Below are 12,196 nucleotides of genomic sequence, written 5' to 3' on the forward strand. Positions count from 1 at the left end.
ACCGCATGTCCAGCTCCGCCACCTCCGATCTCGCCAGCCCCCGCTACTATCTTGCCCCTGGCCTGCGGCCGTCCGCCGGGGGCACGCAGCCGGTCCTCGATCCCGCGACGCTGGAGGAGGTCGGCCGGCGTGCCGAGGTAACGCCGGACGAAATCGCGGAGGTACTGGCGCGGGTGAATGCGGCGCAGAAGCTGTGGAACCGCACCGACGCCAAGAGCCGGGCGCGGGTGTTGCACCAGCTGGCCAATCGCATCGAGAGTGCCGATTTCACCGACTGCGCCATCCTGATGAGCCGCGAAATGGGCAAGCCTTATCCCGAGGCCATCGGCGAACTCGCCAATGTCGCACCGATTTTCCGCTACTATGCCGAGATGGCGCGCGACGATGCCGGCAAGATCGCCGGCACCACGCAGATCGGCTCGACGCAATATGCCCGCTACGAGGCGCTGGGCGTCTCCGTGCACATCATGCCGTTCAACTTCCCCATCCTCCTGATGTGCTGGACGGTGGCGGCCTCGCTCGCCGCCGGCAATGGCTGCATCGTCAAGCCGGCCGAGGCGACCACGCTGTGCACGCTGGACTTCATGAAGGTGTTCGACGAACTGCCGGAAGGGTTGGTGGCCGGCCTGCCGGGCGGCGTCGGGACGGGCCGGGCGCTGGTGGAGAGTGAGCGCACCCATGCGGTCGCTTTCACCGGCTCCGTCGCTGCCGGCCGTGCGGTGGCGATGGCGGCGGCGGCCCGGATGAAGCCGGCGGTGATCGAGGCCGGCGGCTCCGACCCGATGATCATCGCGGCCTCGGCGCCGCTCGATGTCGCGGCCGCGGGCGCGGTGACGGGCGCCTTCCACATGACGGGCCAAGTCTGTACCTCCACCGAGCGGATCTACGCGGTCGACGCCATCCACGACGATTTCATCCGCGCGTTTGTCGCCCGCACGAAACAGCTGCGCATCGGCAATGGGCTGGAGAAGAACGAGATCGGCCCGCTGGTCTCGCAAGCCGCGCGCGACAAGGTGATGCGACTTGTCGCCGATGCGGTGGCCAAGGGCGCGCGGGTGGAATGCGGCGGGCGCATTCCCGAGGGGCTGGAGACCGGCTGGTTCTACGAGCCGACCATTCTCACCGGCTGCACACCGGACATGGAGATCCTGCACGAGGAGACCTTCGGCCCGGTGGTCGCGGTCTGCCGCGTGGCGGATTTCGATGCTGCGGTGGCGGCGGCCAATGACAGCCCGTTCGGCCTCGGCGCCTCGATCTTCACGACGTCGCTGGAAGAGGCCATCGAGGCCTCCGAGCGGCTGGAGGCCGGCATGGTCTGGGTGAACAACCCGATGATCGACAATGACGCCTTGCCCTTCGGCGGCTGGAAGGCCTCCGGCATGGGCCGCGAGCTGGGCCGGCAGGGTCTGGATGCCTTCCGGCGCACCAAGATGGTGGTGATGGACCACAAGCCGCAGGTTCAGGGCTGGTGGTATCCCTATCCCGATGAGTGGTTCCTCGACCGCGCGGGAAGCGGCGGCCGCAAGCATGTCTGAGAGGGCACGCGCCATGCACAGAACCCAGCTTTACATTGACGGCGCCTTCACCGCTCCGGAGGCTGGCGGCACCTTTCCCGCCATCGATCCCGCCACCGAGCAGCCCTTTGCCGAGGTCGCGGCCGGGCAGGGGGCCGATATCGACCGCGCCGTGCGCGCGGCCCGGCGGGCTTTCGACAGCGGCGTGTGGTCCGGGCTCTCCGGCACCGTGCGCGCCGGGCACCTCCGCCGGATCGCGCAGGGGCTGCGCGACCGGCTGGCCGAGATCGCGGCGCTGGAGGTGCGCGACAATGGCAAGCCGCTTCCCGAAGCCGAATGGGATGTGGGCGATGCGGCCTTCACCTTCGATTATTACGCCGATCTTGCCGAGGCCGAGGACAGCCGGGCGGAGGAGGAGGTCGATGTCGGCGATGCGCGCTTCCGCGCCACCATCCGTCGCGAGCCGCTGGGCGTGGTGGGCGCCATCACACCGTGGAACTACCCGCTGCTGATGGCGGTGTGGAAAGTGGCCCCCGCGCTGGCGGCGGGCTGCACCCTCGTGCTGAAGCCCTCCGAAATCTGCTCCATGTCCTGCGAAGTGCTGGCCCAGATCATCCATGCCGCCGGCCTACCGCCCGGCGTGTTCAATCTGGTGACGGGTACCGGCCCCGAGGCGGGACAGCCGCTGGCCGATCATCCGCTCTGCGACAAGCTCGCCTTCACCGGCTCGGTGGCGACGGGGCGCAAGGTGATGAACGCGGCGGCTTCGGGCATCCGTACCGTGGCGCTGGAACTGGGCGGCAAGTCCCCCTTCCTCGTCTTCGCCGATTGCGACATCGAGAAAGCCGTCGAGTGGATCCTGTTCGGCATCTTCTGGAACAAGGGCGAGGTGTGCTCCGCCACGTCCCGCGTACTGGTGGAGCGCAGCCTCTATCCGCGCCTGCTGGAGCGGCTCAGGCAAGCCGCGGAGGCCATCACCATCGGCGCCGGAAACGAACCGGGGGTGAAGCTCGGGCCCATCGTCTCCAGGGGGCAGTACGAGAAGATCCTCGCCGCCATCGCCTCCGGCACGGCGTCCGGCGCCCGGCTGGTCTCGGGCGGCGAGCGGCCCGCCGGCCTCCCGACGGGCTATTTCCTCAAGCCGACCATCTTCGCCGATGTGCCTGTTGAGGCCAGCATCTGGCGCGAGGAGATTTTCGGGCCGGTCGTCTGCGTCAACCCGTTCGACACCGAGGAGGAGGCGCTTCGCCTCGCCAATGACAGCGCGTTCGGCCTCGCCGGCGCGGTCATGTCGGACGATCTGGAGCGTTGCGAGCGGGTGGCGTGCCGGCTGCGCGCGGGCATCGTGTGGATCAACTGCTCGCAGCCGACCTTCGTCCAGCTGCCCTGGGGCGGCTTCAAGACCTCCGGCATCGGCCGCGAACTGGGCCGCGCCGGCTTCGAGGCCTATTTCGAGACCAAGCAGATCACCCGCTTCGATCCGGCCGAAAGCTGGGGCTGGTACCTCGCGGGTGGACAATGAATACTCGCGCCATGAATGCCCCCCCGACGAGCCCGATCGCCGCCATCGTGCTGGCCGCCGGCAAGGGCAGCCGGATGGGGTCGGACCTGCACAAGGTGCTGCATCCGCTGAAAGGAAGGCCGATGCTGGGGCATCTGCTCGACAGCCTCGCCCGCGTCGATGCCGCGCGCATCGTGCTGGTGGTCGGCGCCGGGCGCGAGCAGATCGAGCGCGCCTATCCCGACATACCGAAGGTCGTGCAGCGCGAACAGCTGGGCACGGCCGATGCGGTGCGCGCGGCCGAGGCGGAACTGGGTGATTTCCCCGGCACGGTGCTCATCCTCTATGGCGACGTGCCGCTGATCGCGCCCGACACGATGCGCAGGCTCTGCGCGGCACTGGCGGGGGATGTGGTGCTCGCCGTGCTGGGCTTCCGCCCCGCTGACACCCGCGCCTATGGGCGGCTCGTCACCGCGCCGGATGGCAGCCTCGCGCGCATCGTCGAGCACGCGGACGCCGGCGAGGAGGAGCGGCGGATCGGCCTGTGCAATTCCGGCGTCATGGCGGTGCGGGGCGATGTCCTGTTCCCGCTGCTGGCGCGCGTGGGCTGCGCCAATGCCAAGGGGGAATATTACCTCACCGATATCGTGGCGCTGGCGCGGGCGGACGGGCATCGCGTCGCCATCGTCGAAGCGGGCGAACTGGAGGTGAGCGGAATCAATTCGCGCGAGGAACTCGCCGCGCTCGAAGCCCGTCTGGCGGACGCCGTGCCATGAGCGAACGTGGCTCTTCGCTGGCGGGCGTCGCCCTGCGCCCCTACTGGTTCGACACCGTCGCGCCCGAGCCGGCCCGCCCGGCACTGGCGGGCGACATCCGCGTCGATCTCGCCATTGTCGGCGGCGGCTTCACCGGCCTGTGGACGGCCCTGCAGGCGCGCAGGCGCGACCCGCAGGCCCGTATCGCGCTGGTGGAAGCCGACCGAACCGGCAATGCCGCCTCCGGCCGCAATGGCGGCTTCTGCGCGCCGTCCATCTCGCACGGCCTCGGCAATGCGCTGCGCCGCTGGCCGCAGGAGGCGGAGGCGCTGGTGCGGCTCGGCCGCGAAAATCTCGACGGTTTCGCGCAGGACGTGGCCGAGTACGGCCTTTCCATCGAGTTCGAGCGACCCGGCAAACTTACCCTCGCGGCCACGCCCTGGCAGGCCGAGGGGCTGGAGGCCCTCGCGGTCCATCACCGCCGCTTCGGCATCGCCAGCGAGCTTCTGACGGGCGCGGCGCTGGCGGAAAAGCTCGACAGCCCGGTCTACGGCACCGGCCTCTTCGAGCCCAATTACGCGCTGGTGAACCCGGCGAAAACCGTGGCGGAACTGCGCCGCGTGGTGCTTTCGCTGGGTGTCGAGATCCACGAGCAGACCCCGGTGACGGCGCTGCGGCAGGCGGGTGCGGGCGTTGAGCTCATCACGCCGGGCGGGGTGGTGCGGGCCGCGCGGGCGGTGCTGGCGACCAATGCGGCGGTGCCGCTGCTACGGCGCCTGAAGCCGGCGGTCATTCCCATCTACGACTACGCCATCATGACCCGCCCGCTCGACGCCGACGAACTGGCCGCCATCGGCTGGACCGGGCGCCATTCGGTGGCCGATAGCGGCAACCAGTTCCATTACATCCGCAAGACCGCCGATAACCGCATCCTGTGGGCCGGTTATGATGCCGTCTATCATTTCGGCTCGCGCCGCGACGCTGCCCTGCTGGACCGGACGGAGAGCTATGAGCGGCTCGCGGGCCATTTCCGCCGGGCGCTGCCCCCGCTCGCCCATGTGCCGTTCACCCATGCCTGGGGCGGCATCATCGACACCTCGGCGCGGACCACCTTCTTCGCCGGGCTCGCCCTGGGGGGGCGGCTCGCCTACGCGATGGGCTTCACCGGGCAGGGCGTCTCCGCCAGCCGCTTCGCCGCGCGGACGATGCTCGACCTGCTGGCCGGGGAGGAGACCGAGCGTACCCGGCTCGCCATGCTGCGCACGCGGCCGTTTCCCTTCCCGCCCGAGCCGCTGCGCTGGCTCGGCATACGCTGGGCGCAGGCCGGGCTGGCCAGCGAGGACCGCACCGGACGTCGCTCGCGATTCAACCGGCTGCTCGATGCCTTCGGCGTCGGCTTCGATTCATAGGAGGTGCCCGCCATGGGAGAGCTCACAATGTCCCCCCGCAATGTCATCGCCTTCGATCCTGACGCCACGCCAGCCCGCGAGATCCTCACCGATGACCCGGCCGTGGTCGACACGCCGTTCCGTGCCGAAAGCTGGCGTCATTTCACCCATGCCGAGAAGGGCGCGCTGGCCGGCATCTGGCAGGCGGGGCCGCATCTGGAGCGCGTGGACTGCGATTATGACGAGATGTGTCACCTGCTCGAAGGCGAGGTGCGCCTGACCGATGCCGAGGGCCATGCCCGCATCTTCGGGCCGGGCGACAGCTTCATAGTGGCGCGCGGCTTCAAGGGGACGTGGGAGAACCTGTCTTACGTGCGCAAGGTGTACTTCATCCTGAGCTGAGCAAGCCCGACCTCGCGTGAACCGCCATGGCCAGCGGCCTCGCCGAGGCGATGGCGGCTCACGAAACGCGTGTGGGCTCGATCGACGCGGAATCCGCCCCGGCCGGGCGCGGCTGCTCGCCCTTGAGGAACATGTCCCACGCATAGTCGAAGAATGTGGCGCGCGCGGCAGCGTCCGCCAGCCCCTCGAAGCCCAGAAGGGACTCCTTGAGAGCCCAGCCGGTCAGCATGCCGCTCAAGGCGCGCATTGCGGTATCCGTGTCGAGATCACTCCGCAACTGGCCGGCGCGGCACGCGTCGATGAGCAACTGGCGCGTCAGGTCCTCGATCGGCCGCATCACATTGTCATGCACCCAGTCTGCGAGTGCGGGAAAGCGCGGCGCCTCGATCAGCAGAATGCGGTAGATGGCGACGACGGACGGTTGCGCCACCACGTCCAGCGTGGCGCGGCACGACAGTTTCAGCTGCACCAGCGGGTCCGGGGACAGTTTCTGCGCGTCGATATGGGACTGGGTGAGCACGTCGCCCAGGCTTTTGACGACCGCGAAAAACAGCGCGTCCTTCGAGGGATAGCGCCGATAGATGGTGAGCTTGCCGATGCCGGCGACCGCCGCGATCCGCTCGATCGATGTCCCGGCAAATCCATGCGTGACGAACATCTCGGCCGCGACTTCGAGCACGCGTCGATCCAGCTCCATCGCGCGCTGCGGATCGGGGCGGCCGGTTTTTCTCACAATGTCCGCTTCCCGCATTCTGTCCTCGCCTTGTTTCACGTTGCCCGCCGGTTGACCCGGCTTCAAGGAAATATTAATTGAACGATACGGTATCGTTCTATAACACGCATCCTCTGTTCGCGACCGAAGCTCATGGTTTTTTCCCAACATGCCCGCAACCCGATGAGAATGCAGATGGCAGGCTGGCTGGCAGGACGATCGCCGACACGATGGGGGGCCGCCTGCGCGATTGCGCTTCTGGCCGCCTCGTTGGCGGCCTGTGGCGACGACAAGGCTCCGGTCGCCAAGGCCACCCTGCCGGTCGAGACCGAAACGGCCGTGCTGACCCCCGTCACCAACACGGTTTCGCTGACCGGCGAGGTCCGGGCCCGCGTCGAGAGCGACCTGTCCTTCCGGGTCGCCGGACGCATCGCGACGCGCCTCGTCGATGTCGGCGACACGGTCGCGGCCGGCCAGGTTCTGGCCACGCTGGAGACGACCGAGCAGGCCGCCGAGGTGGCCTCCGCCACCGCTGGCGTCCAGTCGGCCGAGGCGACGCTGCGCCAGGCGACCAGCGCCTTCGATCGGCAGAAGGAACTGATGAAGAGCGGGTTCACCACCCAATCCAGCTATGACAACGCCAGCCAGGCGCTCACGGCGGCCGACTCGGCGCTGAAGACGGCGCAGGCGAACCTTTCCACGGCACAGCAGCAGCTCGGCTACACCGAACTGCGCGCGGATGCGGCCGGCACCATCACCACCCGCAACGCCGAGACCGGGCAGGTCGTCGAGGCCGCGCAAGCCGTTTTCACCCTCGCCCATGACGGAGCCCGCGACGCGGTGTTCGACATCGACGAAGCCCTGCTCACCGACGAGCTGAAGGACAAGACGCTGTCCATCTCCCTTCTGTCCAATCCGGCGGTCCACGCCACCGGCAAGGTCCGCGAGGTGGCGCCGACCATCGATTCCACCACGGGCACGCTGCGCATCAAGCTGGCCATCCAGGATCCGCCGCCGGAAATGGGGCTCGGCACCTCGGTGGTCGGGGTCGGCCGCTTCCAGTCGCGCGAGGTCGTGACGTTCCCCTGGCAGGCCTTCTTCTCGAGCGGCGACAGCCCGGCCGTCTGGGTGCTCGATCCGGCCAGCCGGACCGTATCGCTGCGCCCGGTCGTCATCGACAGCTATCGCAGCGGCAAGTTCGTCCTGCGCGGCGGTATCGCGCCCGGCGAGAGCGTGGTGACGGCCGGGGCGCAATTGCTGCGCCCGGGGCAGGTGGTCGATCCCCGGCCGGCGGAAGGGCAGGCGCTATGAAACACGTCCCGGTGCTTTTCCTCGTTCTGGGCAGCCTCGCGCTCGCCGGCTGCAAGGCCGAGGGCGAACAGGCCGACGCGGCGCCGCCCCCGCGCCCGGTGCTCAGCGTGCTGGCAGCGGCGCCCCCGGACCGCGCGACCGGGTTCGCCGGCACGGTGCAGCCGCGCTACCAGACCGATCTCGGCTTCCGCGTCCTCGGCCGCGTCATCACCCGCACCGTCGATGTCGGTGATCGCGTCAAGCCGGGGCAGGTTCTGATGCAGCTCGATCCGATGGTGCTCGATCTCGCCGTGCGGGCCCGCGAGGCCGATCTCGCCACCGCGCTCGCCCAATTGTCGAACACCACGGCGGCCGAGACGCGCAGCGAGACGCTGCGGGACAAGAAAGTGGTCAGCCAGGCCGAATTCGAGAACACGCTGCAGGCCCGCGAGGCCGCCGCCGCCGCGGTGGAGCAGGCGAAGGCCGGCCTTGCGAAGGCCCGCGAGCAGCGCAGCTATGCCACGCTCAGCGCGGATGTCGACGGCATCGTGATTTCGGTCGATGCCGAGGTCGGCCAGATCGTCGCGCCGAGCCAGAAGGCCATCACCGTCGCCCGCACCGATGAGCGCGAGGCGGTGGTCGATCTTCCCGAGGAGGTGGCGCGCACGCTCTCGAACGACACCCGGTTCCGCGTGGCGCTGCAATCGGCACCCTCGGTCGCGGCCATCGGCACGGTGCGGGAAATCGCGCCGCAGGCCGATGCGACCACCCGTATGCGGCGGGTCAAGATCTCGCTGGACACCCCGCCCGAGGCCTTCCGGCTGGGCGCGACGATTTCGGCGGCGCCCGTCGAGGCGGGCGCTGATCGTTCCATCGAGCTTCCGGTCTCCGCCGTGCTGGAGCGCGATGGCACGCCGCGCGTGTGGGTGGTGGATGCCGCCACGCGGACGGTGAAGACCGTGCCCGTGGTCATCGCCCGCCGGGACGATACCCGCGTGCGCATCGCCGGGGGGCTGGACGTGGGCGCCCGCGTGGTGATCGCCGGCGTGCACAGCCTGACCGAGGGACAGGCCGTTCAGACAGACGGAAAGGCCAACCCGTGAAGACATTCAACCTTTCCGACTGGGCCCTGCGGCACCGTTCGCTGGTCTGGTATTTCATGCTCGTCTTCTCGCTGGCGGGCCTGTTCTCCTTCTTCAATCTTGGCCGCGCCGAGGATCCCGACTTCACCATCAAGACGATGATCATCCAGGCCAGCTGGCCGGGCGCGTCGGTGGAGGACACGGTCAGCCAGATCACCAACCGGATCGAGAAGAAGCTCGAGGAGCTTCCCTCCTTCGACTACGCCCGCAGCCTGAACACGCCGGGCGCGACGACGATCTTCGTCAATCTGCGCGACACGACCAAGGCGAAGGATATTCCCGATATCTGGGTCAAGATCCGCAACATGATCGGCGACATCCGCAGCCAGTTCCCCGAAGGGGTGGTCGGGCCGTTCTACAATGACAGTTTCGGCGACGTGTTCGGCAACATCTACGGCTTCACCGCCGATGGCCTGAGCCAGCGCCAGTTGCGCGACTATGTCGAGGAGATCCGCACCAAGATCCTCACCGTGCCCGATGTCGGCAAGGTCGATCTGATCGGCGCGCAGGACGAGGTGATCTATCTCGAATTCTCGACCCGGCAGATCGCCGCGCTCGGGATCACGCAGAAGATGATCATCGACACGCTGCAGGCGCAGAATGCCATCACCCCATCGGGCGTGATCCAGGCCGAGGGCGAGCGCATCAGCATGCGCGTCGGCGGCCAGTTCGCCTCGGAGGACAGCCTCCGGGCGATCAACCTGCGCATCAATGATCGCTTCTTCCGGCTGGGCGACGTCGCCACCATCCGCCGCGGCTATGTCGACCCGCCGTCCGCGTTGTTCCGCGTCAATGGCGAGCCGGCGATCGGCGTCGCCATCGGCATGAAGCCGAACGGCAATCTGATGGCGTTCGGCGAGGCGCTCAAGGACGAGATGGCGCGGATCGAGCAGGAACTGCCGATTGGCATCGGCGTGCACCTGGTGTCGGATCAGCCGGAAATCGTCCGCGACGCGATCGGCGGCTTCATCCAGGCGCTGGTCGAGGCGGTGGCCATCGTGCTGCTCGTCAGCTTCGTCAGCCTTGGCCTGCGCGCGGGCCTCGTGGTGGCGGTGTCCATCCCGCTTGTTCTGGCCATCACCTTCGTGGTGATGGAGTTTTCCGGCATTTCCCTGCAGCGCATCTCGCTCGGCGCGCTCATCATCGCGCTGGGACTGCTGGTCGACGACGCGATGATCGCGGTGGAAATGATGGTGGCGCGGCTGGAGATGGGCGACCCCATCGAGAAGGCCGCCACCTATGTCTACAGCCACACCGCCTTTCCCATGCTCACCGGCACGCTCGTGACCGTGGTCAGCTTCTTCCCCGTGGCGCTGAACAACAGCAATGCCGGCGAGTTCACGTTCACGCTGTTCGTCGTCATCGCGGTCTCGCTGATCGTCTCGTGGCTGGTGGCGGTACTGTTCGTGCCGCTGCTCGGCGTGACCATGCTGCCCAGGACCATGAAGAGCCATCACGACCAGCCCGGTCGCCTGACGCGCGGGTTCAGTGCGCTGCTGCGCCTGTGCGTGCGCTGGAAATGGATGACCATCGCGGCCACCGTGATGATGTTCGGCCTGTCCATCTTCGGCATGGGTTTCGTGCAGCAGCAGTTTTTTCCGTCCTCCGATCGCACCGAAGTGATCATCGACTGGACGGCGCGGCAGAACACGGCGATCACCGAGACGCTAGCCCAGATCGAGCGCTTCGAGACGACCGCGCTGGCCGGCGATCCCGATATCGACCACTGGTCCTCGCATATCGGCGAAGGTGCGCCGCGCTTCCTGCTCTCGCTCGACGTGCAGCCGGCCAGTCCCAATTTCGGCCAGATCATCATCGTCACCAAGGACATCGCGGCGCGCGAGCGGCTGCGGGCGAAGCTGCGGCCGATCCTCGACCGTGATTTCGTCGGCATCGATGCCTTCGTGCATCTGCTCGATATCGGACCTCCGGTCGGCCGACCGGTGCAGTATCGCGTCAGCGGGCCCGATATCGCCACGGTGCGAGAACAGGCGCAAAGGCTCGCCAGCGCCATCGGCCAGAATGCCGGCCTCGCCGATATCGTCTATGACTGGAACGAACCTGCCCGTGTGCTGAAGATCGACGTTCTGCAGGACAAGGCGGCCCAGCTCGGCGTCACCTCCGAGACGATCGCCACCACGCTCAACGGCCTCGTCGGCGGCTCCGCCATCACGCAGGTGCGCGACGACATCTATCTCGTCGACGTCGTCGGCCGCGCGCAGGAGAATGAGCGTTCCTCGCTCGACACCCTGCAGAACCTGCAGATCCAGACCAGCAGCGGCAAATCGGTGCCGCTCGCGGCCATCGCCAACATCCGCTACGAGTTCGAGCAGCCTATCGTCTGGCGGCGCAACCGGCTGCCGACATTGACCGTCAAGGCGGCGATCAACGGCAATGCCCAGCCGGCGACCGTGGTCGCAGCGCTGGAACCGACAGTGAAGGCGGTGCAGGCGCAATTGCCGGCCGGATACCGCATCGCCGTCGGCGGCGCGGTCGAGGAAAGCGCCAAGAGCCAGGGGCCGATCCTGGCCGTGGTGCCGCTGATGCTGTTCACCATGGCGACGATCCTGATGATCCAGCTGCAGAGCTTCCAGCGCCTGTTCATGGTCTTCATCGTCGCCCCGCTGGCGCTGATCGGCGTGGTCGCGGCCCTGTTGCCGAGCGGGGCGCCGCTCGGCTTCGTCGCCATTCTCGGCGTGCTGGCGCTGATCGGCATCCTCATCCGCAACTCGGTCATCCTGGTGGTGCAGATCGAGGAATTGCGACACGAAGGGATGGATGGCTGGTCCGCCGTGGTGAAGGCGACCGAGCACCGCATGCGCCCCATCCTGCTCACCGCCGCCGCCGCCAGCCTCGCGTTGATCCCCATCGCGCGCGAGATCTTCTGGGGCCCGATGGCCTACGCCATGATGGGCGGTATCATCGTCGGCACCGTGCTGACGCTGCTGTTCCTGCCGGCCCTCTATGTGACGTGGTTCCGGCTGAAGGAACCCGCACCGGAATAAGCGACCACGCCGGGCGGGAGGCGGCGCGTCGTCCCCGCCCGGCGTGTCGATGAAGACAGCGCAGAGCAAGGTGCGGCCGCAGATGAAGAGCCATCGCGCATGGCGCCGCCGAACACCAGTTCGCCGGCCCGCTCCGGCACCCGCTCCACCCTCGACCAATGGCCTTCTCGCCGGGCGAGAGCCCGCTCGACATCCCCGATTTCCCCGGCATCTTATGCCCGCATGGCCCCGCCACGGCGGCGCGGAATCGACGGTGGAGCCGATCTATATGGCGGATCGCTGCCGCCCCCGAAGCGACGCCCTGTGAACGGCCCGCACGCTCACCGGATGCGCGGCGGGCGCGCGGCGCCGTTGCCCATAAACGGTTCCGACGGACAGCTTGCCATGCCGCGATGCCGTCATGCGTCATGCGTCATCTCGCCTCTCGGCTTCACAGGTGAAGCAGAGCTCACTCAAGCGCGGCAGCGGACAGCTTCCACCGGAGCGC

At 68.1% G+C, this 12,196-nt stretch carries 9 protein-coding genes; 8 read left to right on the forward strand and 1 reads right to left on the reverse strand.

Going from position 1 to position 12,196, the window contains the following annotated elements; genetic code table 11:
* Window positions 1-5: 5 nt before the first annotated feature.
* Genes FHS55_RS09430 through FHS55_RS09450 form a run of 5 tightly spaced genes read left to right on the forward strand, consistent with a single transcriptional unit; the run spans window position 6 to window position 5,560 of the window.
* Window positions 6-1,535, forward strand: coding sequence for an aldehyde dehydrogenase family protein (locus FHS55_RS09430; protein WP_183189467.1), 1,530 nt, complete (start codon window positions 6-8; stop codon window positions 1,533-1,535).
* A gap of 13 nt (window positions 1,536-1,548) precedes the next feature.
* Window positions 1,549-3,036, forward strand: a complete 1,488-nt coding sequence (locus FHS55_RS09435) for an aldehyde dehydrogenase family protein (RefSeq protein ID WP_183189468.1) — start codon at window positions 1,549-1,551, stop codon at window positions 3,034-3,036.
* An 11-nt stretch (window positions 3,037-3,047) separates the two neighbouring features.
* Complete coding sequence (locus tag FHS55_RS09440) at window positions 3,048-3,791, forward strand: NTP transferase domain-containing protein (RefSeq protein WP_183189469.1); 744 nt, start codon at window positions 3,048-3,050, stop codon at window positions 3,789-3,791.
* Window positions 3,788-5,179 carry an NAD(P)/FAD-dependent oxidoreductase gene (locus tag FHS55_RS09445; protein WP_183189470.1) on the forward strand — a complete coding sequence of 464 codons (1,392 nt, stop codon included), beginning with the start codon at window positions 3,788-3,790 and terminating at the stop codon, window positions 5,177-5,179. The genes FHS55_RS09440 and FHS55_RS09445 overlap by 4 nt, the downstream gene beginning before the upstream one ends.
* Window positions 5,180-5,206: 27 nt before the next feature.
* Entirely contained in the window at window positions 5,207-5,560 is a 354-nt protein-coding gene (locus FHS55_RS09450; protein WP_183189471.1) for a cupin domain-containing protein, read from the forward strand.
* Between the two features lie 58 nt (window positions 5,561-5,618).
* Here FHS55_RS09450 and FHS55_RS09455 read toward each other — a convergent pair whose 3' ends face one another.
* Window positions 5,619-6,443 carry a TetR/AcrR family transcriptional regulator gene (locus tag FHS55_RS09455; protein ID WP_183189472.1) on the reverse strand — a complete coding sequence of 275 codons (825 nt, stop codon included), beginning with the start codon at window positions 6,441-6,443 and terminating at the stop codon, window positions 5,619-5,621.
* A 24-nt stretch (window positions 6,444-6,467) separates the two neighbouring features.
* Between FHS55_RS09455 and FHS55_RS09460 the strand changes: the two genes are divergently transcribed.
* Genes FHS55_RS09460 through FHS55_RS09470 form a run of 3 tightly spaced genes read left to right on the forward strand, consistent with a single transcriptional unit; the run spans window position 6,468 to window position 11,709 of the window.
* The gene (locus FHS55_RS09460; RefSeq protein WP_183189473.1) at window positions 6,468-7,583 is read left to right on the forward strand and encodes an efflux RND transporter periplasmic adaptor subunit; all 1,116 of its coding nucleotides are present in this window, start codon (window positions 6,468-6,470) and stop codon (window positions 7,581-7,583) included.
* The gene (locus tag FHS55_RS09465; RefSeq protein ID WP_183189474.1) at window positions 7,580-8,665 is read left to right on the forward strand and encodes an efflux RND transporter periplasmic adaptor subunit; all 1,086 of its coding nucleotides are present in this window, start codon (window positions 7,580-7,582) and stop codon (window positions 8,663-8,665) included. The genes FHS55_RS09460 and FHS55_RS09465 overlap by 4 nt, the downstream gene beginning before the upstream one ends.
* The gene (locus tag FHS55_RS09470) at window positions 8,662-11,709 is read left to right on the forward strand and encodes an efflux RND transporter permease subunit (protein WP_183189475.1); all 3,048 of its coding nucleotides are present in this window, start codon (window positions 8,662-8,664) and stop codon (window positions 11,707-11,709) included. Before FHS55_RS09465 ends, FHS55_RS09470 begins: the two co-directional genes overlap by 4 nt.
* Window positions 11,710-12,196 lie beyond the last annotated feature (487 nt).

Origin of the sequence: Ancylobacter tetraedralis, assembly GCF_014195655.1 — a bacterium.
Classification (GTDB): domain Bacteria; phylum Pseudomonadota; class Alphaproteobacteria; order Rhizobiales; family Xanthobacteraceae; genus Ancylobacter; species Ancylobacter tetraedralis.